The 21,354-nt window shown below is 69.5% G+C and carries 21 protein-coding genes; 7 read left to right on the top strand and 14 right to left on the bottom strand.

Annotated features, from left to right (window positions below; genetic code table 11):
• Nucleotides 1–12 precede the first annotated feature (12 nt).
• Both WBG79_RS09870 and WBG79_RS09865 read left to right on the top strand, forming a co-directional pair.
• Nucleotides 13–1,239: a threonine ammonia-lyase gene (locus WBG79_RS09870; protein WP_337356935.1), complete on the top strand. Its 1,227-nt coding sequence runs from the start codon at nucleotides 13–15 to the stop codon at nucleotides 1,237–1,239.
• A 157-nt stretch (nucleotides 1,240–1,396) separates the two neighbouring features.
• Nucleotides 1,397–2,140 carry an arginyltransferase gene (locus WBG79_RS09865; protein ID WP_337356934.1) on the top strand — a complete coding sequence of 248 codons (744 nt, stop codon included), beginning with the start codon at nucleotides 1,397–1,399 and terminating at the stop codon, nucleotides 2,138–2,140.
• A 156-nt stretch (nucleotides 2,141–2,296) separates the two neighbouring features.
• Here the strand turns inward: WBG79_RS09865 and WBG79_RS09860 are convergent, their stop codons facing one another.
• The 3 genes from WBG79_RS09860 to parC all read right to left on the bottom strand — a co-directional run bounded on the left by WBG79_RS09860 (nucleotide 2,297) and on the right by parC (nucleotide 5,875).
• Nucleotides 2,297–2,773: a hypothetical protein gene (locus WBG79_RS09860; protein ID WP_337356933.1), complete on the bottom strand. Its 477-nt coding sequence runs from the start codon at nucleotides 2,771–2,773 to the stop codon at nucleotides 2,297–2,299.
• 143 nt (nucleotides 2,774–2,916) lie between these two features.
• Entirely contained in the window at nucleotides 2,917–3,489 is a 573-nt protein-coding gene (locus tag WBG79_RS09855; RefSeq protein WP_337356932.1) for a peptidoglycan-binding domain-containing protein, read from the bottom strand.
• A gap of 106 nt (nucleotides 3,490–3,595) precedes the next feature.
• On the bottom strand, nucleotides 3,596–5,875 hold the full coding sequence (gene parC, locus WBG79_RS09850) for a DNA topoisomerase IV subunit A (RefSeq protein ID WP_337356931.1): 2,280 nt from the start codon (nucleotides 5,873–5,875) through the stop codon (nucleotides 3,596–3,598).
• 195 nt (nucleotides 5,876–6,070) lie between these two features.
• Here parC and WBG79_RS09845 point away from each other — a divergent pair, with 195 nt between their 5' ends.
• The gene (locus tag WBG79_RS09845) at nucleotides 6,071–6,550 is read left to right on the top strand and encodes a hypothetical protein (protein ID WP_337356930.1); all 480 of its coding nucleotides are present in this window, start codon (nucleotides 6,071–6,073) and stop codon (nucleotides 6,548–6,550) included.
• Nucleotides 6,551–6,624: 74 nt separating this feature from the next.
• Here the strand turns inward: WBG79_RS09845 and recO are convergent, their stop codons facing one another.
• From recO to pyrE, 9 genes are all read right to left on the bottom strand, one after another.
• Nucleotides 6,625–7,374 carry a DNA repair protein RecO gene (gene recO / locus WBG79_RS09840; protein ID WP_337356929.1) on the bottom strand — a complete coding sequence of 250 codons (750 nt, stop codon included), beginning with the start codon at nucleotides 7,372–7,374 and terminating at the stop codon, nucleotides 6,625–6,627.
• 47 nt (nucleotides 7,375–7,421) lie between these two features.
• Nucleotides 7,422–8,660, bottom strand: a complete 1,239-nt coding sequence (locus tag WBG79_RS09835) for a glycosyltransferase (protein WP_337356928.1) — start codon at nucleotides 8,658–8,660, stop codon at nucleotides 7,422–7,424.
• 66 nt (nucleotides 8,661–8,726) lie between these two features.
• Nucleotides 8,727–9,641: a GTPase Era gene (era, locus tag WBG79_RS09830; protein ID WP_337356927.1), complete on the bottom strand. Its 915-nt coding sequence runs from the start codon at nucleotides 9,639–9,641 to the stop codon at nucleotides 8,727–8,729.
• A 53-nt stretch (nucleotides 9,642–9,694) separates the two neighbouring features.
• Nucleotides 9,695–10,411, bottom strand: a complete 717-nt coding sequence (rnc, locus tag WBG79_RS09825; protein WP_337356926.1) for a ribonuclease III — start codon at nucleotides 10,409–10,411, stop codon at nucleotides 9,695–9,697.
• Between the two features lie 28 nt (nucleotides 10,412–10,439).
• On the bottom strand, nucleotides 10,440–11,192 hold the full coding sequence (gene lepB, locus WBG79_RS09820; protein ID WP_337356925.1) for a signal peptidase I: 753 nt from the start codon (nucleotides 11,190–11,192) through the stop codon (nucleotides 10,440–10,442).
• Between the two features lie 105 nt (nucleotides 11,193–11,297).
• On the bottom strand, nucleotides 11,298–11,714 hold the full coding sequence (gene acpS / locus WBG79_RS09815) for a holo-ACP synthase (protein ID WP_337356924.1): 417 nt from the start codon (nucleotides 11,712–11,714) through the stop codon (nucleotides 11,298–11,300).
• A gap of 16 nt (nucleotides 11,715–11,730) precedes the next feature.
• On the bottom strand, nucleotides 11,731–12,501 hold the full coding sequence (locus WBG79_RS09810) for a pyridoxine 5'-phosphate synthase (RefSeq protein WP_337356923.1): 771 nt from the start codon (nucleotides 12,499–12,501) through the stop codon (nucleotides 11,731–11,733).
• Nucleotides 12,471–13,022 carry a DUF2062 domain-containing protein gene (locus WBG79_RS09805; protein WP_337356922.1) on the bottom strand — a complete coding sequence of 184 codons (552 nt, stop codon included), beginning with the start codon at nucleotides 13,020–13,022 and terminating at the stop codon, nucleotides 12,471–12,473. Before WBG79_RS09805 ends, WBG79_RS09810 begins: the two co-directional genes overlap by 31 nt.
• Nucleotides 13,023–13,204: 182 nt before the next feature.
• Entirely contained in the window at nucleotides 13,205–13,783 is a 579-nt protein-coding gene (pyrE, locus tag WBG79_RS09800) for an orotate phosphoribosyltransferase (protein WP_337356921.1), read from the bottom strand.
• A gap of 165 nt (nucleotides 13,784–13,948) precedes the next feature.
• Here pyrE and WBG79_RS09795 point away from each other — a divergent pair, with 165 nt between their 5' ends.
• Nucleotides 13,949–14,254, top strand: coding sequence for a GIY-YIG nuclease family protein (locus tag WBG79_RS09795; RefSeq protein ID WP_337356920.1), 306 nt, complete (start codon nucleotides 13,949–13,951; stop codon nucleotides 14,252–14,254).
• 524 nt (nucleotides 14,255–14,778) lie between these two features.
• Here WBG79_RS09795 and WBG79_RS09790 read toward each other — a convergent pair.
• Both WBG79_RS09790 and rpoZ read right to left on the bottom strand, forming a co-directional pair.
• Nucleotides 14,779–17,004 carry a RelA/SpoT family protein gene (locus tag WBG79_RS09790; protein WP_337356919.1) on the bottom strand — a complete coding sequence of 742 codons (2,226 nt, stop codon included), beginning with the start codon at nucleotides 17,002–17,004 and terminating at the stop codon, nucleotides 14,779–14,781.
• Nucleotides 17,005–17,282: 278 nt separating this feature from the next.
• Nucleotides 17,283–17,660, bottom strand: coding sequence for a DNA-directed RNA polymerase subunit omega (gene rpoZ / locus WBG79_RS09785; protein WP_337356918.1), 378 nt, complete (start codon nucleotides 17,658–17,660; stop codon nucleotides 17,283–17,285).
• A gap of 368 nt (nucleotides 17,661–18,028) precedes the next feature.
• Here rpoZ and WBG79_RS09780 point away from each other — a divergent pair, with 368 nt between their 5' ends.
• The 3 genes from WBG79_RS09780 to WBG79_RS09770 all read left to right on the top strand — a co-directional run bounded on the left by WBG79_RS09780 (nucleotide 18,029) and on the right by WBG79_RS09770 (nucleotide 21,343).
• Entirely contained in the window at nucleotides 18,029–18,643 is a 615-nt protein-coding gene (locus tag WBG79_RS09780; protein WP_337356917.1) for a LabA-like NYN domain-containing protein, read from the top strand.
• 261 nt (nucleotides 18,644–18,904) lie between these two features.
• A complete protein-coding gene (locus tag WBG79_RS09775; RefSeq protein WP_337356916.1) occupies nucleotides 18,905–19,540 on the top strand; it encodes a uracil-DNA glycosylase in 636 nt (211 codons plus the stop codon).
• 120 nt (nucleotides 19,541–19,660) lie between these two features.
• Nucleotides 19,661–21,343 carry a peroxidase family protein gene (locus tag WBG79_RS09770; protein WP_337356915.1) on the top strand — a complete coding sequence of 561 codons (1,683 nt, stop codon included), beginning with the start codon at nucleotides 19,661–19,663 and terminating at the stop codon, nucleotides 21,341–21,343.
• The last annotated feature ends 11 nt before the right edge of the window (nucleotides 21,344–21,354 follow it).

The following is a 21,354-nucleotide window of genomic DNA, read 5'->3' as shown; positions in this document are numbered from 1 at the left end:
CGGAGTCCTCCGATGATCCACCCGACCCTCGCCGACATCGAGGATGCCGCAAGGCTCATCGAAGGCGCCGTGATGCGTACCCCCTGCCTGCCGGCGCCGCGGCTGTCGGAGCTAACCGGCGCCGATGTCTGGGTCAAGTACGAGAACCTGCAGGTGACGGCCGCCTTCAAGGAGCGGGGCGCGCTCGTCAAGCTGCTGTCGCTGACGGCGGAGGAGCGGCGCCGCGGCGTCATCGCCATGTCGGCCGGCAACCACGCGCAAGCGGTCGCCTACCACGCCACCCGGCTCGGCATCCCGTCGACGATCGTGATGCCGAAGACGACGCCGCACGTGAAGGTGTCGGCGACCCGCGGGTTTGGCGCGCACGTGGTGCTCGAGGGCGAGTCGGTGGCGGACGCGCAGGTGGGCGCGGAGCGGATCGCGGCCGAGAAGGGGCTCGTCTTCGTCCATCCTTACGACGACTTCCACGTGGTGCGCGGCCAGGGCACGATCGCGCTCGAGATGCTGGCGGCCGAGCCGGGCCTGGACGTGCTGGTCGTGCCGGTCGGCGGCGGCGGCCTGATCGCCGGCATGGCGATCGCCGCGAAGGCGCTGAAGCCCGGGATCGAGGTGGTCGGGGTGGAGACGCGGCTCTACCCGGCGATGTGGTGCGCGCTCAACGGCCGGCCGGTGCACGTGGGCGGCACGACGCTCGCCGAGGGCATCGCGGTGCGCAACGTCGGGGCGCTGACGCTCGAGATCTGCCGGGCGGCCGTGGACGACGTGCTGCTCGTCGACGAGGTGCATATCGAGCGGGCCGTCAACGCCTACCTGACCCTGCAGAAGACCATGGCGGAGGGCGCGGCCGGGGCCGGGCTGGCCGCGCTGACGACCTCGCCGGAGCGGTTCCACGGGCGCAAGGTCGGGCTGGTCCTGTGCGGCGGCAACATCGATCCGCGCATCCTCTCCTCCATCATGGTGCGCGAGCTGGCGCGCGAGGAGAAGATCGTCGGCATCCGGATGATCATCCCGGACCGGCCGGGCGTGCTCGGGGAGATCTCGACGATCATCGGCGACCTCGGGGGCAACATCCTGGAGGTGGAGCACCACCGCACGTTCCTGAAGGTGCCGGCCAAGGGGGCGACGCTCGACGTCGTCTTCGAGACGCGGGACGGGGGGCACGCCAACGAGATCATCGCGGCGCTGGAAGGCCGCGGCTTCACGGTGGAGCGCAGCGAGAGCCCGGACCTCGACGGCTGAGGCGGGCGTGGCCCGGGACGGTCCGATTTCAAGGCCCGCATGGCAGACCGACGGGCGCCAAGATCCCTTCCTCGACGGATCGGGCCATGTATTATGGGCCTCGCGTGCGCCGCGTGGAGGATGCGGCCCGCCGAGCCTGGACCCGACGCGCCCCGCGATGACGCAACATCCCGTCGATGCACCGCAATTCTACCTGACGGCACCGGCCTCCTGCCCGTACCTCGCTGGCCGGCAGGAGCGGAAGGTATTCACGCATCTGGTCGGGGAACGGGCGGCGCAGCTCAACGACGTGCTGACCCAGGGCGGCTTCCGGCGCTCCCAGAACATCGCCTACCGGCCGGCCTGCGAGGGGTGCCGGTCCTGCGTGTCGGTCCGGATCTGCGTCGAGGACTTCGACTGGAACAAGTCCTTCCGCCGCTCGATGCGGTTGAACGAGGACCTGGTGGGCGCCGAGATGCCGGCCACCCCGACCTCCGAACAGTACGGCCTGTTCCGGCGCTACCTGGACGCCCGCCACGGCGACGGCGGCATGGCCGACATGACGGTGCTCGACTACGCCATGATGATCGAGGACACCCATGTCGACACGATGGTGGTCGAGTACCGCCGCCGCGGGCCGGACACCGCCATTAACGGGCGCGGCACCGGCCCTCTCCTCGGAACCGCGCTGTCGGACGTCCTCTCCGACGGGCTCTCGATGGTCTATTCCTTCTACGACCCGGAGCCCGACTGGCGCGGCCTCGGCACCTATATGATCCTCGACCATGTGCGCCGCGCGAAGGCCCACAAGCTCCAATATGTCTATCTCGGATACTGGGTCTCCGGCTCCCGCAAGATGGACTACAAGCGCCGTTTCCAGCCGCTTGAATATCTGAGCCCGCAGGGCTGGTCGCGCCGCTGATGTTCTCCGCTCGGTAAGCCGTCCCGAGATCGCACGGGCTGGCGGGAACCCATCCACGTCGCTTCGCCCCGACGGCCCTTAGCGGCGCGATATCTCCAGGGACCGCCACCCCGGGGTCGACCATGGGGCCGGCCGGGACATCCGCCGGTCGCGATGCTACTTCGGGGCGCCGGTCTGGGGCGGGCGGGCGCGCCACCAGGCGGCGAGGCCGGAGGCGCGGGGCGGGACCGGCGGGGCGGAGACCGCCGCGGTGCCGGGACCGGAAGGCCGGGCGGCGTCGGGTCGCCTGGGCGGGCGGGCGCAGGTCTTCAACTCGGCGACGATCTCGGGCGTGGCGCGGGCCACGAACTTGCGGCCATCGGCCAGCACGACCACGAAGAGCCGCTCGTGACGGAACATGTCCGCCACGACGGCGTCGAGCGACAGGCCGCCCTGCGCCATCCAGCGGGCGAGATAGCCCGAGATGCTGCCCTCGTCGTGCTCGGCACAGCCGGCGACCTGGCCACGCAGGTGGATGGTCTCGACGGAGCCGTCGGGCCGCTGAGACCGCAGGACGGGGCGCCCGACGAGGGTGTGGTCGAGCGCCAGGGGGCCGGGCGCGAAGTCGCCCAGCACGATCTCGATCGTCGGCATCGCAGGAGCCTCCCTGGACCCGGCGCCGCCGCGCGCCGCCGAGTCACGCCAGGGTAGGACTTTCCGCTGCGTCCCGGGCGTCGGACCCGGCTTATCCACAGGACGATTTGGGCACTCTTTCCGACCGCGCCGAACCGGCCGGCTCAGCCGAACCAACCCTTGACCGTGGCCCAGACGGACTTCTTCGGTGGGCGCTCCTCGCTCGGCGCGGCGGGCGACGCGGCCGCTCCGGCGGCGGCGATGTCGGCGCCGGAGAGCGGCGGCAGCGGCTCGGGGATCTCGACCCTGAGGTCGGGCGGGAGTTCCGCCTTCTTCACCGTCTCGGCCGTGAAGGTCGACGCGAAGGCCGGCAGGGCCGCAAGCGTGTCGGGGCCGGCCATGCCGTCCGCCTCCAGGCCCTTCGAAGCCTGGAACTCCATGACGGCCTTGCGGGTCGCCGGGCCGAAGGCGCCGTCGGCCTGGAGCCCGAGCGCCTGCTGGAGCTTCTTCACGGTCTCGCCGCGCGATCCCTGGCGCAGGAGCACCAATTCGTTCAGGCCGAGTGCCGCGAAGGTGTCCGGGCCGGCGATGCCGTCGGCGGAGAGGCCGTGGGCGGACTGGAACGCCTTCAGGGCCTTCTCGGTCGCTGGGCCGAAATCGCCGTCGGCGGGCACGCCGAGTCGCCCCTGCAGGATACGAACCGGCTCGCCCTTGAGCCCGCGCTTCAAAATCGACATGCGTCGTCTCCTCTCGATCGCGGCCGGCGGAGCCGTGCCGCAGCCGGGCAGCATGGGGCCCGTCCAGTCACATGCATATTGTTGTAAGTGACTAGACCGGTAACGCTCAGGGATCGAAGCGGTTCGTCGCCGGGAATCCGCGCGGCGGCAGGCGGCCTGTGTCGGCGCGGTTGCCGAGCCATTCCTTCAGCTCGTCGAGCGATCGCGTGAAGGTCGAGCCGCCGGAGGTCGTCCAGGTCAGGCCCTGGGCGCCGGCGAAGCACTTGAGATCGGCGATGCCGCCGTCCTTGTAGCGCTGCAGGCGCACGCCGGATCCGCGCGCCATCTCGGCCACCTGGTCCAGCGGGAAGACCAGGAACTTGCGGTTGTCGCCGATCACGGCGACGTGGGTCGCGCCGGGCGGCACGGGGCGGACCAGCCGGACCTCGTCCTTGGCGCCGAGGTTGACGACCTGCCGCCCCTTGCGGGTCTGCGCCACGACCTCGGCCTCGGGCAAAACGAAGCCCTTGCCCTCCCGGGTAGCGACGAGGAGCTTCCGGTCCGGCCGGTGGACGAAGATGTCGAGGACGTCCTGGTCCTGGTCCATGTCGACCTGGATGCGGATCGGCTCGCCGTGCCCGCGGCCACCGGGAAGCTTGGAGGCGTCGAGAGTGAAGACGCGGCCGCCGGTGGTGAACAGGACGAGCTTGTCCGTGGTCTCGGCCTTGAAGCCGATCTTGAGCTTGTCGCCCTGCTTGAACTCGAGGCGCGCCAGGTCGTCCGCGTGGCCCTTGAGGGCGCGGATCCAGCCCTTCTCGGAGACCACCACGGTGATCGGCTCGCGCTCGATCATGGCCTGGTTGATATCCTCGTGGGCGTGGCCGGGGGCCTCCGCGAAGGTCGTGCGGCGGCGGCCGAGCTTCGTCTCCGGACCAAAGGTCTTCGCGACGTCGCGGATCTCGTGGGCGACGAGCTTCCACTGCAGCACGTCGGAGGCGAGCAGCTCGCGGATCTGGGCGGCCTCCCGCGTCAGGTCCTCGTGCTCCTTGCGGATCTCGAACTCCTCGAGCTTGCGCAAATTGCGCAGGCGCATGTCCAGGATGGCGTTCGCCTGCACGTCGGTCAGCGAGAAGCGCGCCATCAGCACCTGCTTGGGCTCGTCCTCCTCGCGGATGATGCGGATCACCTCGTCGATGTTGAGGTAGGCGATCAGGAGGCCGCCGAGGATCTCCAGGCGCTTCTCGATGACCCCGAGGCGGTGGCGGGAGCGGCGGACGAGGACGTCCTTGCGGTGATCCAGCCATTCCCGCACGACGTCCTTCAGGCCCATGACCTTCGGGACGAGGCCGCCGGAGAGGACGTTCATGTTGAGCGGGATCCGGCTCTCCAGCTCGGTCAGGCGGAATATGGATTCCATCATCAGGCCGGGCTCGACGTTGCGGCTCTTCGGCACGATGACGATGCGGACGTCCTCGGCCGACTCGTCGCGCACGTCGTCGACGAGCGGCAGCTTGCGCTCGTTGACGAGCTCGGCGAGCTTCTCGATCAGCCGGCTCTTGGCGACCTGGTAGGGAATCTCAGTGATCACCACGACCCATGTGCCGCGGCCGAGGTCCTCGGTCGTCCAGCGGGCACGCACCCGGAAGGCGCCGCGGCCCGTGCGGTAGGATTCCAGGATCGAGGCACGGCTCTCCACGATGACGCCGCCGGTCGGGAAGTCCGGGCCGGGCACCAGCTCGACCAGTTCCTCGACGGTCGCCTCGGGCCGGCCGATCAGCGTCAGCGCGGCCTGGCAGATTTCGAAGGCGTTGTGGGGCGGAATGGACGTCGCCATGCCCACGGCGATGCCGGAGGAGCCGTTGGCGAGCAGGTTCGGGAAAGCGCCCGGCAGGACGACCGGCTCCTCCTCGGAGCCGTCGTAGGTGGGGCGGAAGTCGACGGCGTCCTCGTCGATGCCCTCGAGCAGGAGGGCCGCCACTTCGGTCAGGCGCGCCTCCGTGTAGCGCATGGCCGCCGGGTTGTCGCCGTCGATGTTGCCGAAGTTGCCCTGGCCGTCGACGAGGGGGTAGCGCTGGGCGAAGTCCTGGGCGAGGCGGACCATGGCGTCGTAGACCGCCTGGTCGCCGTGCGGGTGGAACTTGCCGATGACGTCGCCGACGACGCGGGCGCATTTCTTGAAACCCGAGCCCGGATCGAGCCGCAGCGCCCGCATGGCGTAAAGCAGCCGCCGGTGCACCGGCTTCAGGCCGTCACGCACGTCAGGCAGCGCCCGGTGCATGATGGTCGACAGGGCATAGGCGAGGTAGCGCTCCTCGAGCGCCTCGCGCAGATTGACCGGCAGCACCTCGCCGCCGGGCTTATCGCCGTCCCCGTCGCCGTCCCCGGGCGGAATCACCCTGTTTCCCATATGTTCTCGTTAGCGGAGATGGCCGGAAGACGCAAGCGGGTCGAGCCGATCGTCCCACGAAGGCCCCAAGGGCCGGCCGGGGCGGACGGACGGTGACCGCGGCAAGCCGCGCGTTACTACGGGACAATGCGGGTAGACCCGAGCCAACCCGGGTCTTACAACTTCACATTCAAATTCTAGCGGAGGCGCGCTTCCATGGTCTGGCAAGGGACATACCGGCGGATCTTCTTTGCCGCTGTCGCGGTCTCGATCGCCGTGGCTCCGGGCCATACGGCGGCCGCCGCTGAGGACGTCTTGAAGCCCTCCCTGGCCGACCTCATGACCATCACACAGCTTCGGCATTTCAAGCTCTGGTATGCTCAGCGGCTGGGCAACTGGAAGCTCGCCTCCTACGAGCTCGAGCGCATGTCCGACACGCTCGGGCGGGCCGCGAAGCTCTATCCGGACGCCGCGGCCGTCGCCCAGGACGCGCTCACCCGCGACAAGACGGGTCAGGTGCTCTCGGATCTTCGCACGGCGGTCGACAACGCCGATGCGAAAACCTTCGAGGCCTCGTACCGGCGCCTCACCGAGGAATGCAATGCCTGCCATAAGGCGGCCGGCACGGGCTTCATCGTCGTCCAGGTGCCGACCCGGTCCCCGTTCAGCAACCAGAGCTTCAAGCCGTCTCCCTGAGATAGGCGTCGAGCCTCGAGAGACCCCGATGGCGGCGGCTTGAGGCTTCCCCGTCGCGCGGGCCCCGACCCTCCCTAGGATTCCTCCCCGCCAGCGGCAGTCCGGATGGCGCGGATCAGCATGTCGCGGGAGAGCGGCGGATCGAGGCCGCGCGCGTGCCATACGCGGCTCTCCAGGAAATGGCCGGCCAGCCGGAAGCCGGCCTCGAGGTCGGCCGCCGAGGGCGGCGGGTAGTTGGTGCCGGGGCGGGCGGCGAGATAGGGGGGCAGCGGGATGAGGCGGTCCGCATAGGGCGCCCCGGCCTCGCGGGCGGCGGCGCGGCCGGTCTTCGGGCTGACCCAGGCGAGGTCGTCGCGTGCGCCGGTCAGGGCGCAAGCCCCGAGGTCGAGGCCGACGCCCAGCTCATCGAGCAGCTGCAGTTCGAAGACGACCATGAGGGCGCCCGCCTCGGCGGGATCCTGGAGTCGATCGAGCACCTCGTCGACGGCATCGTGAAGGGCCGGGTGCGGGTCGCGCTCGGGCAGCAGGCGGAGATGGGCGGCGAGCGTCTGGACCGCATGGAGGCCGACCGCGGACGTCATCAGGACAGCCGCGCGATGGCGCAGCGGCTCGACCGTGAAGTAACCGAGATGCTCGTCCAGGCGGGCGCGCCAGGTGAGCGACACGACATTGCCCGGCTGCAGGCTCGCGGCGAGCTTGCGCGAGCGTCCGCCGCGGACGAGGCCCAGATGGCGGCCGTGGCTGCGGGTCATCGCCTCCAGGACGGCATTCGCCTCGCCGTGGCGACGGGTCGAGAGCACGATCGCATCGTCGGTCCACTCCATCGGCGCAGTCTAGCCCAGCCGCGGCGCCGCTCCCAGGCGGCTGGCGGTCAGCGCGGGCCGAGGGCGGCGACCTCGTCGATCAGGTCCAGCCAGGGCGTGACGCCGATCTTCGCGCGGTCGTAGCCGGCCAGGACGGTTTCGCGGGCGGCGCGGCGGAGCGGCAGGTAGACCTCGGGATGGCGGCAGGCGTCCATCATGGCGCGGGAGAGGCCGTCGACGTCGAAGAAGTCGAGCAGGATGCCGTTGCGGCCGTTCTCGACCAGTTCGCGGACCGGCGCGGTATCCGAGCCGATCACCAGGGCCTCGAGCGCCATGGCCTCGAAGAGGGACCAGGACGCGACGAAGGGATAGGTGAAGTAGACATGGGCGGCACCGAGATCGACGGCCGCAAGCATGCGGTCGTGCGGCACGTGGCCGACGAAATGCACGCGGCGCGGGTCGACCCGGTCCTCGACCTCGGCCCACAGCACCTGCTTCCAGGTCTTGCCCTCCGGCGGCGGGCGGCCGTAGCCGCTGCCCTGCTCGCTGCCGATCAGCACCACCTCCGCGTCGGGCACGGCGGCGAGGAGGGCGGGCAGCGCGCGGAAGAAGACATGGGCGCCGCGGAGCGGCTCGAAGCGGCGGTTGATGAAGGTGACGACGGGGCGGGAGCGGTCGAGGACGCGACCGTCGGGGAGCGTGAAGGTCGGGTTGCCGGACGGGCGTATGCGAGTCACGTCCACGCCTTCGTGGATGATCCTCACGTTTCCCATCAGGCTCGCGGGCAGCATGGAAGCCTGGAAGCGGCTCGGCGCGACGATGCGGTCGGCCTCCGCGTAGGCGAGCGCCAGGGTGGCGTTCTTGGCGTGGACGCGGAAGGGGCGGTCCGGGTCGTCGACCTCGAATTCCGGGTCGAAGCCGACATCGCCGCCGCGCAGGCGGTAGTAGAACTCCGCGTACTCGACGAAGCGCGCCTGCGGCCAGACCTCGCGCAGATAGAGCGTCTCGCCCCAGCCCGGGTGCCCGACGACGACGTCAGGGGCGAAGCCGGACGCCTTCAGGGCCAGGGCCGCCTTGGCGGCCGCGGCGGCCCGGATCATGTCGGCTTCGGCGCGGACCGCGTTGGGCAGGATGCCGGGGGTGGTGCCGCGCCGGTTCTCCCAGCGCGCGCTCGGGAAGCCGGGCAGGAACGGCGCCGTGTGCGCCCCGATGGCCGCGACCTTGTCGCCGCGCGCCTGCAGGGCCCGGGCGATGAAGCCGAACTGGCCGGGGAAGTTGTTGTGGACGAAGAGGACCGACAGGGGCATCGCGAAACCGGGGCCTTCGGCCAGCAGAACTGCACGAGTCGCACTGCCGCCGCAACCGCCTGCGGCTCAGGCCTTCGGGAACTCGAGCCCCATCTCGCGGTAGCGCTCCGGATCGTCGGACCAGTTCTCGCGCACCTTGACGAAAAGGAAGAGGTGGACCGGCTTCTCGGCCATCTCGGCGATCTCCTTGCGCGCCGCCATGGAGATCGCCTTGACGGTCTGGCCCTTCTCGCCGAGGACGATGCGCTTCTGGCTGTCGCGGGTGACGTAGATGACCTGCTCGACGCGGACGGAGCCGTCCTTCAGCTCCTTCCACTGCTCGGTCTCGACGGTGGACTCGTAGGGGAGTTCGTCGTGGAGGCGGAGGAACACCTTCTCGCGGGTGATCTCCGCGGCGAGCTGGCGGATCGGCAGGTCGGAGATCTGGTCCTCCGGGTAGAGCCAGGGGCCGGCCGGGACATGGGCGGCGAACCAGGCGGTGACGTCCGGGACGCCGTCGCCGGTCAGGGCGGAGACCATGAAAACCGCCTCGAAGGTGGCGTGCCGGCTCGCCTCCGCGGCGAGCGCCAGCAGGGTGTCGCGGCGGACGAGGTCGACCTTGTTGAGGATCAGCACCTTGGGCTGACGCACATCGCCGAGCCTCTCCAGCACGCCGAGCGCGCCGTCGTCGAGGCCCTTCTTGGCGTCCACCAGGACGGCGACCAGATCGGCGTCGGCGGCCCCGCCCCAGGCGGTCGAGACCATCGCCCGGTCGAGCCGCCGGCGCGGGCGGAAGATGCCGGGCGTGTCGACGTAGATGATCTGCGCGCCGTCGTGGAGGGCGATGCCGCGGATCAGGTTGCGGGTCGTCTGGACCTTGTGGGTGACGATCGAGACCTTGGACCCGACGAGCTGGTTCAGGAGCGTGGACTTGCCGGCGTTGGGGGCGCCGATGAGGGCGACGAAGCCGGCGCGGGTCGGTTGGGCGGTGGGCTGGGACATGAGGGCAGTCTACAGGCTGGAGCGGCGGGGCGCGAGGGCGGCGGCGGGCGGGGTCAGCCGCCCTGCCCCGCGGCCTCGGCGTCGGTCCACAGACCTTCGCGCACCAGGATGGCGGTCGCGGCGTTCTGCTCGGCCTCGCGCTTCGACCGGCCGCGGCCCTCGCCGCCGGCGACGCCCGCGATCTCGACCGCGATGGTGAATTCCGGGTCGTGGTCGGGACCGGTGCGGCCGACCTCGCGATAGACGGGCGCGGCGAGGCCGCGGCCCTGCACCCATTCCTGCAGCGTGGTCTTGGCGTCGCGCAGGGGGCCGCGGGCCGACATCATGGAGTCGCGCCAGTTGCGGACCACGAAGTCGTAGGCGGGCGTGAAGCCGCCGTCGAGGTAGATCGCCGCGATCACGGCCTCGGCCACGTCGCCGAGGATGGCGGCGCGGTTGCGTCCGCCGGTCTGCGCCTCGCCGGCGCCGAGCCTGACCATGTCGCCGAAGCCGAGCCGGCGGCCGATCTCGGCGCAGGTCTCCCGCTTGACGAGGGCGTTCAGGCGGCGGGCGAGTTCGCCCTCGTCCGCCTTCGGGAAGGCCGCGAAGGCCATGTCGGCCACCGCGAGGGCCAGGACCCGGTCGCCCAGGAACTCCAGGCGCTGGTAGCTCTCGGCGGCGGCCGAGACGGCGCTGGTATGGGTCAGCGCACGCTTCAGGAGCCGGCGGTCCTTGAAGGCGTAGCCAATGCGCGATTCGAGATCGGCCAGGCCGTCCGGGGCGGCGCTCATCGGGGGTGATCCATCGGCGGCGGGATCCTCAGAGAGTCCCGAAGATGCGGGACCAGCGGATCGACCACGGCCACTTCCACACCTGCCAGACCGCCGAGCCTTCCTCGATGGAGAAGAACAGGATCTCGGCGCGGCCGATCAGGTTCTCGAAGGGCACGTAGCCGACCGCGTCCAGCACGCGACTGTCCGTGGAGTTGTCGCGGTTGTCGCCCATCATGAAGTAGTGGCCGGCGGGCACGAGGTATTCCGGCGTGTTGTCGGCGGGACCGTTGTCGTAGAGGTCCAGCGTGTCGTAGGTGACGCCGTTGGGCAGGGTCTCGTGCCAGCGCTTGACGCGGAACTGGGCCCCGAACGCGTTGGTCTCTGTAAAGTCGGGCGCGGGCTCGCGCTTGACCGCCTCCCCGTTGATGTAGAGCCGGCCGGCCTTCATCTGGATCCGGTCGCCCGGCAGGCCGATCAGGCGCTTGATGAAGTCCTGGCCGTCGTGGGGCTGCTTGAAGACGATGACGTCGCCGCGCTTCGGCTCCGCCGACCAGACGCGGCCGGAGAAGGGCACGATGCCGAAGGGGAACGAATACCGGCTGTAGCCGTACGAATACTTCGAGACGAAGAGATAGTCGCCCACCAGCAGGGTCGACTTCATCGAGCCGGAGGGGATGTTGAAGGGCTGGAACAGGAAGGTCCGGACCAGGAGGGCGAGGATGAGCGCGTGGATGATGACCTTGACGGTTTCGCCGAATCCGCCGGCCTGCTCTTTTTTGTCGGTGGTGGACACGCTCATGCGCCTCTTGGAACCTCGTGGGGTCGGCTCGTCAATAGCCCGGGTAACGGTGCGCCGCAACCAACGTGGCGATTGAGGCGCCACGATGGCCCGGACCCCGGCCCTTCAGCCTGCGCGCGGCCACCCGACCGGGACGGCGGAGATCACCACGAAGGCCTGGGCGAGCGGGAAGTCGTCCGTGATGGTGACGTCGATGCGGGCCTCGAAGCCCTCCGGCGTCAGGGACGCGAGCCGCTCGGCGGCGCTGCCCTTCAGCTCGATGGTCGGCTTGCCGGAGGGCAGGTTCACGACCCCCATCTCGCGCCAGTTCACGCCCATGCGGATGCCCGTGCCGAGGGCCTTGGAGCAGGCTTCCTTGGCGGCGAAGCGCTTGGCGTAGGAGGCGGCGCGCGCCTCGCGGCGGTCGGACTTCGCCCGCTCCAGCTCGGTGAAGACCCGGTGGGTGAAGCGGTCGCCGAAGCGGGCGAGGGTCTTCTCGATGCGGCGGATGTCGATCAGGTCGGAGCCGATGCCGATGATCATGGGATGTCCCCGCGGGTCAGGCCCGGACCGCGGCGCGGCCGACGTCCATGCAGCGGCGCATCTCGCGGATGGAGGCCTCCAGCCCGACGAAGATCGCCTCACCGATGAGGAAGTGGCCGATGTTCAGCTCCTTCAGCTCGGGGATGGCGGCGACCGGCTCGACAGTGTCGAAGGCGAGGCCGTGGCCGGCATGGACCTCCAGGCCGATGGACCGGCCGTAGCGCGCGGCTTCCGCGATGCGGACGAGTTCGCGATCGCGCGGCCCGAACTCCCCGTCGTTGTGGAGGTCGCAGTAGCGGCCGGTGTGGATCTCGACCACGGGGGCGCCGAGCGCGCGGGCGGCGTCGAACTGGCGCGGATCGGCCTCGATGAAGAGGGAGACGCGGATGCCGGCCTCGCCCAGGCGGCCGACGATGGGGGCGAGGTGGGCGAACTGGCCGGCGGCGTCGAGGCCGCCCTCGGTGGTCCGCTCCTCGCGGCGCTCCGGCACGATGCAGGCGGCGTGCGGCTTGTGGCGCAGCGCGATCGCCAGCATCTCCTCGGTGGCCGCCATCTCGAGGTTGAGCGGCAGGTCGATCTCCGACATCAGGCGCGCGATGTCCTCGTCGCGGATGTGCCGGCGGTCCTCGCGCAGGTGCGCCGTGATGCCGTCGGCGCCGGCGGCCGCCGCCAGGCGGGCCGCGCGGACGGGATCGGGGACGCGGCCCCCGCGGGCGTTGCGGATGGTGGCGACGTGGTCGATGTTGACCCCGAGCCTCAGATGGGCTTCGCCTCCGCCGTCGCGCATGGGACCGTCCTCTCGAGCCGGCGCGCCGACCCGATGCGCGCGCGCCGCTTCCTCTGATAGGCACGAACGCCCCTCAGGACAAGGACGTAGGCGGCAAGGCTGGTGAGACCTCCGGCCACGGCTATGCCGAGGAGCGCGGGGCCCAGGACGCTGCGCAGATGGGCCAGGTCGGCGGCACCCAATCCCTCGACGCCCAGCATCCAGGCCCCGAACTCGACACAGGCGACGAAGAGGGCGGGGTAGACGAGCGGATTGCCGAATTGGGTTCCGGCGACGGCGGCCAGCACGCTGGCGCGCAGGCCCGCCGCCATCGCCCCGGCGATGAAGATGCGCCCGCCGAGCAGCGGCGTGAAGCTGACGAAGACGCCGATCGCGGCGCCGAAGGCGACCGAGTGGGCCGTGCCGTCCAGGCGGATCAGCCGCTTCCAGTGGTAGAGGGCCGCGCGGCGCCATCCGCAGGGCGGGAAGACGAGGCGACGGAGGCGGCCGAGTGCTGATGCGGCGGGCGAGGTACGCGACATGAGGTCATGGTGGCACAGGACTTTCCCTGCCGGGAGGGGTCCGGCGGCGTCATCCATCAGGATTTTCGCAACTTGGTATCGAAGCGTGAACCGGCGGGCGATCCTGGCGCGGACCGCGGGCCGGGCGGGTGCGATTCGCGGAAGGCCCCGGACCGGCGCAACCGCCGCGCCGGGCCGGACGGTCAGATGTTGCGGCTGCCGGGCTTCACGGGCGGGAGCGCGGCGAGTTCGGGCGGGAGCGCGTCGGCGGGGTAGTCGGGCACCTTGTAGCCGGCGAGCGCGATCAGCGGCACGCCGACCGAGGCTTCCCCGTCGGAGCGGTCGATGAGGCAGGCGCAGGCGACGACCTCGGCGCCGACCGCCTGCAGGGCCGCGATCGTCTCGCGCGAGGAGAGGCCGGTGGTGACGATGTCCTCGACGATGACCACGCGAGCGCCGACCGGGATCTCGAAGCGGCGCAGGCGCATCTCGCCCCCTTCCCGCTCGACCCAGACCGCCGGGACGCCGAGTGCGCGGGCCGTCTCGTAGCCGGGCACGATGCCGCCCAGCGCCGGCGAGACGATGAAGTCGATCGGCCCCTCGACCCGCTCGCGGATCTTCTCGGCGAGCGCCCGGCAGACGATCTCGGTCTTGTCGGGATACTGGAAGACCCGGGCCTTCTGGATGAAGACGGGCGAGCGCCGGCCCGACGACAGGATGAAATGCCCCTCCAGGATCGCCCCGCAGGAACGGAAGACGTCGAGCACTTCGTCGCGGGTCATGGGAGGCTCCGGAGGTTGGGTCCGGGGCGCCGGTATAGGGGGTGGGCGGGGGGATGTCGAGGGTGAAGGGGGTGGGCGCGGGCACCCGATCGAGCATTCATGCCTTCGAGCGAATAGCTTTGCGAAAGCGCCGTCCCTCTGGTCCCTTGCCGGGGGAGCGCACTTATGGACAAGAGTTACTGGGTATACATCCTCGCCAGCCGGAAGCGGGGGACGCTTTATGTCGGCGTCTCCAACGATCTCGAAGCCCGCATGCACCAGCATCGGACCGGGCAGACCAAAGGCTTCGCCTGGCTGTACGGCTGCCGGCGCCTGGTCTGGTTCGAGATGCACCACGACATCGAGGAGGCGATCTGGCGCGAGAAGGCGATCAAGCGGTGGCTGCGCGCCTGGAAGGTCCAGATGATCGAAGCGGAGAACCCCGACTGGCACGACCTCGCCGCGGACTGGTTTCCCGGCCAGGAGACCTGAAGCACGGCCCTCCCCGCATGTCATCCCGGCCATGGCGCAGGGGTGACACCTTGGGGGAAGGCTTTCCTCCTGCGGCACGGCCTCGCAAGCGGCGCCGGCTGCAAGGAGCAGGGTGGCGGCGGAGCCGGGACCGTGGTCGGCGGGCCATGGAGACTGGTGGGCAGGGAGCAGTGGGCAGTGGGCAGTGGGCAGTGGAGAGATCTCCGAGCCCTCCCAGCGTGTCATCCCGGCCATCGCGCCGGGATCCATTGGCGGCGCCGGGTGGGAGGAGTTTCGGTTCGGAGGGCCTCGCCGCGCCGAAGGGCCAATGGGCCCCGGCTCGATGGCCGGGGTGACACCTGGGGGAAGGTTTTCCCCTCAAGGCAACGCCGCGCAAGCGGCGCGGCTGCAAGGAGCAGGGTAGCGGCGGAGCCTAGGCCGTGGCCAGTTGGGGGGCGGTGGGACGTGGTCAGTGGGCAGCGGGGACTAACTCCCTCCCTCCCCGACGCGTCATCCCGCATCGGACGACTGACCCCGGCATCCCCTCACCCGTTCACCCGGTCCACCGCCGAGATGATCGGCTTGGTGCGGAGCTGGTTGATGATGCGGGCGAGGTGCTTGAGGTCCCAGACTTCCAGGTCGATCAGCATCTCGTGGAAGTCGGCGCCCTTGCGGATCATCTTGAGGTTGTCGATGTTGCCGTCGTTGTCGGCGATGACCTGGGCGATCTGGGCGAGGGAGCCGGGCTCGTTGAGGGAGGTCAGGGCGATCTGGGCCGGGAAGCGGACCGGGTCGTCCGGGTCGATGTCCCAGCGGACGTCGAGCCAGCGGGCGGGCTGGTCGTCGAACTCCTTCAGGTCGGGGGACTGGATCGGGTAGATGGTGACGCCCTCGCCGGGGGTCAGGATGCCGACGATGCGGTCGCCCGGGACCGCGCCGCCGTTCGGGGCGAAGCGGACGGGGAGGTCGCCGGAGAGGCCGCGGATGGGGATCGGGCGCTCGTCGTCGGGCACCGCCGTCGCCCCCGGGACGCGGAACTTCATCTTGCCGCCCTGCCCGAGGCCGAACCAGCCCTCCCCCGCCCCGGCGCGCGGCGAGGCGCCGACGCGGTCGTCCTGGTAGTCCGGGTACACGGCCTTGACCACGGCCCCGGAGGTGAGCTCGCCCCGGCCGACCGCGGCGAGCAGGTCCTGCACGGAGGAATGGCCGAGACGGTGCCGGACGGCCTCCAGCGTCTGGTCCGCGAAGGGCTTGCCGGCGCGGTCGAAGGCGCGCACCAGGATCTGGCGGCCGAGCCCGCCGAACTGCTTGCGGACCGCCTCGCGGGTGGCGCGGCGGATGGCGGCGCGGGCCTTGCCGGTGACGGCGATCTGCTCCCAGGCGGGGGGCGGCACCTGTGCCTTGGAGCGGATGATGTCGACCTCGTCGCCGTTGGCGAGCTCGGTCATGAGCGGCATGATGCGGCCGTTGATCTTGGCGCCGACGCAGGTGTTGCCGACGTCCGTGTGGACCGCGTAGGCGAAGTCGATCGGGGTCGCACCGCGCGGCAGGGCGATGATCTTGCCCTTCGGGGTGAAGCAGAAGACCTGGTCGTGGAAGAGCTCGAGCTTGGTGTTCTCGAGGAATTCCTCCGGGTTGAGGTTCGGGTCGTTCAGCCGCTCGATCGTCTCGCGCAGCCAGGCGTAGGCGCCCGAGGCCTCGGACAGGTTGGCGATGTTGCGCCCGCCCGCGATGCGGTCGCCGTCCTTGTAGAGGGCGTGGGCGGCGATGCCGTACTCCGCGATGCGGTGCATCTCGTCGGTGCGGATCTGCAGCTCGACTCGCTGGCGGCCGGGCCCGACGACGGTCGTGTGGATGGAGCGGTAGTCGTTCTGCTTGGGCGTCGAGATGTAGTCCTTGAAGCGGCCGGGCACCATCGGCCAGGTCGAATGGACGATGCCGAGCGTGCGGTAGCATTCCTCCAGGGTCGCGACGGTGACGCGGAAGCCGTAGATGTCCGAGAGCTGCTCGAAGCTGACGCCCTTGCGCTGCATCTTGACGAAGATCGAATAGGGCCGCTTCAGGCGCCCCTTGACCTTGGCGGTGATCTGGCTGGCGCCGAGCTTCTCGGTCAGGGCCTGCTCGATGACGAGGGCGAGGTCGCGGTTCTCGGCGGAGAGCGCCTCCAGGCGCTGGGCGATGGTGCGGTAGGCCTCCGGGTTCATGTGCCGGAAGGCGAGATCCTCGAGCTCCTCGCGCATCCCCTGCATGCCGAGCCGGCCGGCCAGCGGGGCGTAGATCTCCATCGTCTCCTCGGCGACGCGGAAGCGCTTCGCCTCGGGGACGAAGTGCAGCGTGCGCATGTTGTGGAGACGATCGGCGAGCTTGACGATGAGCACGCGCACGTCGTCGGCGACCGCCAGCAGGAGGCGACGGAAGTTCTCCGCCTGCTCGGTCTTCTTGGAGACGAAGTCGAGCTTCTTGAGCTTGGTCAGGCTCTCGACGAGGTTGCCGATCTCCTCGCCGAAGAGCCCGTCGATCTCGGCGCGGGTGGCGTCGGTGTCCTCGATGGTGTCGTGCAGCAGGGCGACCGCGATCGAGGCGTCGTCGAAGCGCAGGTCTGTCAGGATGGCGGCGACTTCGAGGGGATGGGAGAAGTAGGGATCGCCGGAGGCGCGCTTCTGGCTGCCGTGCTTCATCATGCCGTAGACGTAGGCCTTGTCGAGCAGGGCCTCGTCGGCATTGGGGTTGTAGCGCTTCACCCGCTCGACCAGTTCGTATTGACGCATCATGACTTCGGTCTCGCGAGCTGGATCCGCTCACCTCCCTCGACGTGCCCGGCCGTCCGCGCGCCGGCCGGAGACGGCGGCGCCTTCCGGAGCGGCGGCGCAGCCTTTCATCTTGTCACAGACCCGGGCCGCGGCAACGGGGCAGGATGACCCGCAACCGGAATATCAGCATCGGCGCCTTTGCATCGCGTTAAGGATGCGGCCGGGGGGCGGGCGGACAGCAAAAAAGGCCGGTCGCGGGACCGGCCTTTGAACGCAGGCGAGAGGAGACGAGCGGAGGCTCAGTCCTCCTCCTCCTTGTCGGGCGGCACCAGCCCTTCCATGCCCTTGAGCAGTTCCTCCTCGGAGATGCGGTCGAACTGGATCTCGCTGTCGTCCTCGCCGGCGCCGGACGCGATGAGCGGGACGGCCTCGGGCTCGGGCTCGTCGACCTCGACGAACTTCTGGAGGGAGTGGATGAACTCCTCCTTCAGGTCCTCGGGGCTGATCTTCTCTTCGGCGATCTCGCGCAACGCCACGACGGGATTCTTGTCGTTGTCGCGATCGATGGTGATCTGGGTGCCGGACGAGATCATCCGCGCCCGGTGGCTGGCGAGAAGGACCAGCTCGAACCGGTTCTCCACCTTGTCGATGCAGTCCTCGACGGTGACACGCGCCATGGTCAGGTCTCCTGGGAAATCGAACGCGGTACATAGGGCCAACGGAGACGGAATGCAACCGTGATGCGCCGGAGAGATTTCGCCCGATGCACGGAAAGGCATGTTTGGAGAGAAGCTTCGATCAAAGAATGCATGTCAAACCGCAGCGCCGGTACTTGGGTCCGGTCTCGGTGGTTTTCTGTGGTGTCGTCAGGTCATTGTGGCTTTTCCTCCGGGCTGCTGTATTATGGACACTGTCTTCCATTGAGGGAGACGGGAATCGCCTCGCGTGATGGCCGCGAGGTTGTGAGCGGACGGCGGCACAAGACGAATTCATGTTGGTGCCTTCGCCTGACCCGGTTTCACAGGCCGCAAAGAAGAACCACACAATGTTCGATACCAGGGACCGAATCGCGTTGTTCATCGACGGCGCGAACTTGTACGCAACCTCGAAGTCTCTCGGCTTCGATATCGACTACAAAAGACTGCTTCAGGAGTTCCAGTCGAAGGCCTACCTTCTTCGTGCCTATTACTACACAGCGCTGATCGAGGACCAGGAATACTCGTCGATCCGACCCTTGATCGATTGGCTCGATTACAACGGCTACAAGGTCGTGACGAAGCCCACGAAGGAGTTCTACGACTCCTCGGGCCGCCGCAAGATCAAGGCCAACATGGATATCGAGCTGGTCGTCGACGCCATGGAGATCGCCGACAGGATCGACCACATGGTGCTCTTCTCCGGGGACGGGGACTTCCGCCGCCTAGTCGAGGCGGTCCAGCGCAAAGGCAAGAAGGTCTCGGTGGTCTCGACCCTGCAGACCCAGCCGCCGATGATCGCCGACGACCTCCGGCGGCAGGCGGACCACTTCATCGATCTCGCCACCCTGCAGAGCCGGATCGGACGCGACCCGGCCGAGCGCGCCGCCCGCATGGCGGAACGTGAGGCCCAGCGCCGCCAGCACGCGCCGGCCGACTTCGAGGACGAGTTCGACGACGTCTGACGGACCGGCCCCGCCGCCGGGGCCTTCCCGCCGCTCCCCCTTCCGGACCGCCGGGCGCAGGCGCACGCGCCTCGCCCGCCGTCGCGTCCGACCGAAGAGACCACCCCGCCCGATGCTTCCCGGTTCGCGACGACCTGCCCTGTCCATGGACGCTCCGGCCCGCCGGCCACGGCGCGCGCGATTAGCGGCGGGCCTCCGCGGGGCCGTTGGCCTGCCCGATCCGGGTACGGCAACGGCCGGCTGCCGCCCGGCTCGGCCGGCATGAACCCGGCTGCCGATCCCCCGCGCGACTGCCCGATCTGCCCGCGGCTCGCCGCGTTCCGGTCCCATTGGGCCGAGCGGGAGCCGGCCTGGCACAACGCGCCGGTGCCGCTCTTCGGGGATCCCGGCGCGCGCCTCCTGATCGTCGGCCTCGCGCCGGGGCTGCGGGGGGCGAACCGCACCGGCCGCCCCTTCACGGGCGACTATGCGGGCGACCTTCTCTACGCCACGCTTCTCGACTTCGGCTGGGCGACGGGCACCTACCGGGCGAGCCCGGACGACGGCATCGCGCTCGTCGGGGCGGCGATCGTCAACGCCGTGCGCTGCGTGCCGCCGGAAAACAAGCCGACGCCGCAGGAGATCGGGAACTGCCGGCCCTATCTCTCGGCCGCCATCGCGGGCCTGCCGGCGCTCGACCGCATCCTCGCCCTCGGCCGCATCGCCCACGACAGCGTGGTGCGCGCCTTCGGCCTGCCGGCAAGCCGCCTCCCCTTCGGCCACGGCGCCGTCCACCGGCTCTCCGACCGGATCACCCTTCACGACAGCTATCACTGCTCCCGCTACAACACGAACACGGGCGTGCTGACCGAGCCGATGTTCCGGGCGGTGTTCGAGGGGCTCCGCAAGGGCACCTAATCACGATTGTATGATCTTGTGGCATGTCTCGCTCTGATTGCCGCACGCCTTCCCCTGGGGTACCGTTCTGAACGACCTACCAGAGGTCGCATTCAGAAGCATGATTTCAGGGAGGCTTTCATGTCCGTTCATCTCGGGGCAGTGCGGTCGCATGGCGGCGGCAATCGCGGCCTGGAATTCGCCGCGAGCGACAGCGCGCGCGACCAGGTCTTTTCAGGCCGATTCATCCGGATGTTCGACCTGCGCCCCGCGCGCTCGGTGGAACCGGAGGTTTTCAAGGCGATCGCCGAGGCGATGATCAAGGACGACAAGGGCGCGCCGATCACCGAACCGGAACCGGTCGACGAAAATCCGACCATCACGGCGGGCTATACCTATTTCGGCCAGTTCGTCGACCACGACGTGACGCTCGACACGACGGCGCTGAACGCGAAGGTCAAGGACGAGGCCGCGGTGACGGACTTCCGCTCGCCGGCGCTGGATCTCGATTGCGTCTACGGCCGAGGGCCGGGCGACCAGCCCTATCTCTACGAGCAACGCCCCGCGAAGGCCGGTCACCTTCGGCTCGGCGCCCGGCCCGGCGCCGCGGACGCGGTGGTCGGCAACCAGTCCGACGTGCTGCGGCTGGCGGCATCGACGGACGGCGGCCCGCGCGACGACTTCGCGATCCTCGGCGACAAGCGAAACGACGAGAACAAGATCGTCAACCAGATCCACGCGACGATCATCCAGTTCCACAACCGCGTCTACGACCAGATCGCAACCGGGCCGCGGGGATCGGACGAGCGCTTTGCCGAGACGGTCGACATCGTGCGCTGGCACTATCAGTACGTGGTCGTCCACGACTACCTGAAGCGGATCCTGCACCCCAAGGTCTGGACCCGCTACTTCGAGAAGGGGATCGCGAAGACGCGCTACTACGAGGCCCTGGGCTCCCGCTATTCCTACATGCCCCTGGAGTTCTCCGTGGCCGCGTTCCGGTTCGGCCATTCGATGGTCCGGCCGAGCTATTCGCTGAACAGCGCCATCTTCGAGGTGGGCGCCGGGCCACGCATCCCGGTCTTTTCCGGATCCGAGGAGCTCTTCGCGAACCTCAACGGGTTTCCTGGCACGCTGCTGCCGGACTGGGGGGCGGACTGGCACTTCTTCCTGCCCGGCCTGACCGCCTCACCCGGCACACCCGCGGATTTCGTCGTGCCGCAGCCCTCGTACCGAATCGACGCGCTGCTCGTCGACCCGCTGGCGCAACTGCCCGAATTCAAGGACCAGGGGATCAAGGCCAACCTGGCCTACCGCAACCTCGTCCGCGGACAGATGAACGGCCTGCCGAGCGGCGAAAGGCTGGCCCGGCATGTCGGCCTCGATCCGATGAACGACGAGACCCTCTGGGGCATCGGGTCGAAGGTCTTCGACGGGACCATCGAGGCGTTGCCCATCGAGGAGAAGGCCAAGGAGGAACTCGGGACGCTGAAGGCGGCCCGCGCCTCGCTGCGCGAGCGCTTCATCCTGGGCCATGACGAGTCCCTGCGCTTCAACACGCCGCTCTGGTACTACATCCTGCGCGAGGCCGAGGTCTTCGGGATCCACGGAACGACGGCCGACGGCAAGCCGGACCCGTTGCTCGCCCTGGGCGGACACCACCTCGGACCCCTCGGGAGCCTGATCCTGGCGGAGACCTTCGCGGGCATCCTGCGGATGGACGCCTCCTCGATCGCCGGCCGCGACTTCAGGCCGGATCCCCGGATTCAGGACGGGATGCCCAAGTTCGATCTCGCCGCCCTGTTCCGCTTCGCCTGCGGCTGAGCGGCCGGCGC

It is taken from the genome of Prosthecomicrobium sp. N25 (assembly GCF_037203705.1).
GTDB lineage: Bacteria > Pseudomonadota > Alphaproteobacteria > Rhizobiales > Ancalomicrobiaceae > Prosthecodimorpha.
This window is presented reverse-complemented; position numbering and strand designations above follow the sequence as displayed.

Excerpts from the sequence above, each read along its gene's own strand:
- parC (WP_337356931.1), bottom strand. The coding sequence starts at position 5,875 with ATGGGAAACAGGGTGATTCCGCCCGGGGACGGCGACGGGGACGGCGAT.
- WBG79_RS09790 (WP_337356919.1), bottom strand. The coding sequence starts at position 17,004 with ATGATGCGTCAATACGAACTGGTCGAGCGGGTGAAGCGCTACAACCCC.
- rnc (WP_337356926.1), bottom strand. The coding sequence starts at position 10,411 with ATGAGCGCCGCCCCGGACGGCCTGGCCGATCTCGAATCGCGCATTGGC.
- acpS (WP_337356924.1), bottom strand. The coding sequence starts at position 11,714 with ATGATCATCGGCATCGGCTCCGACCTGATCGACATCCGCCGCATCGAG.
- recO (WP_337356929.1), bottom strand. The coding sequence starts at position 7,374 with ATGGAGTGGACCGACGATGCGATCGTGCTCTCGACCCGTCGCCACGGC.
- era (WP_337356927.1), bottom strand. The coding sequence starts at position 9,641 with ATGTCCCAGCCCACCGCCCAACCGACCCGCGCCGGCTTCGTCGCCCTC.
- WBG79_RS09835 (WP_337356928.1), bottom strand. The coding sequence starts at position 8,660 with ATGCCCCTGTCGGTCCTCTTCGTCCACAACAACTTCCCCGGCCAGTTC.
- WBG79_RS09780 (WP_337356917.1), top strand. The coding sequence starts at position 18,029 with ATGTTCGATACCAGGGACCGAATCGCGTTGTTCATCGACGGCGCGAAC.
- WBG79_RS09860 (WP_337356933.1), bottom strand. The coding sequence starts at position 2,773 with ATGCCGACGATCGAGATCGTGCTGGGCGACTTCGCGCCCGGCCCCCTG.
- lepB (WP_337356925.1), bottom strand. The coding sequence starts at position 11,192 with ATGAGCGTGTCCACCACCGACAAAAAAGAGCAGGCCGGCGGATTCGGC.
- WBG79_RS09845 (WP_337356930.1), top strand. The coding sequence starts at position 6,071 with ATGGTCTGGCAAGGGACATACCGGCGGATCTTCTTTGCCGCTGTCGCG.
- rpoZ (WP_337356918.1), bottom strand. The coding sequence starts at position 17,660 with ATGGCGCGTGTCACCGTCGAGGACTGCATCGACAAGGTGGAGAACCGG.
- WBG79_RS09795 (WP_337356920.1), top strand. The coding sequence starts at position 13,949 with ATGGACAAGAGTTACTGGGTATACATCCTCGCCAGCCGGAAGCGGGGG.
- pyrE (WP_337356921.1), bottom strand. The coding sequence starts at position 13,783 with ATGACCCGCGACGAAGTGCTCGACGTCTTCCGTTCCTGCGGGGCGATC.
- WBG79_RS09855 (WP_337356932.1), bottom strand. The coding sequence starts at position 3,489 with ATGTCGATTTTGAAGCGCGGGCTCAAGGGCGAGCCGGTTCGTATCCTG.
- WBG79_RS09775 (WP_337356916.1), top strand. The coding sequence starts at position 18,905 with ATGAACCCGGCTGCCGATCCCCCGCGCGACTGCCCGATCTGCCCGCGG.
- WBG79_RS09810 (WP_337356923.1), bottom strand. The coding sequence starts at position 12,501 with ATGCGCGACGGCGGAGGCGAAGCCCATCTGAGGCTCGGGGTCAACATC.
- WBG79_RS09770 (WP_337356915.1), top strand. The coding sequence starts at position 19,661 with ATGTCCGTTCATCTCGGGGCAGTGCGGTCGCATGGCGGCGGCAATCGC.
- WBG79_RS09870 (WP_337356935.1), top strand. The coding sequence starts at position 13 with ATGATCCACCCGACCCTCGCCGACATCGAGGATGCCGCAAGGCTCATC.
- WBG79_RS09805 (WP_337356922.1), bottom strand. The coding sequence starts at position 13,022 with ATGTCGCGTACCTCGCCCGCCGCATCAGCACTCGGCCGCCTCCGTCGC.
- WBG79_RS09865 (WP_337356934.1), top strand. The coding sequence starts at position 1,397 with ATGACGCAACATCCCGTCGATGCACCGCAATTCTACCTGACGGCACCG.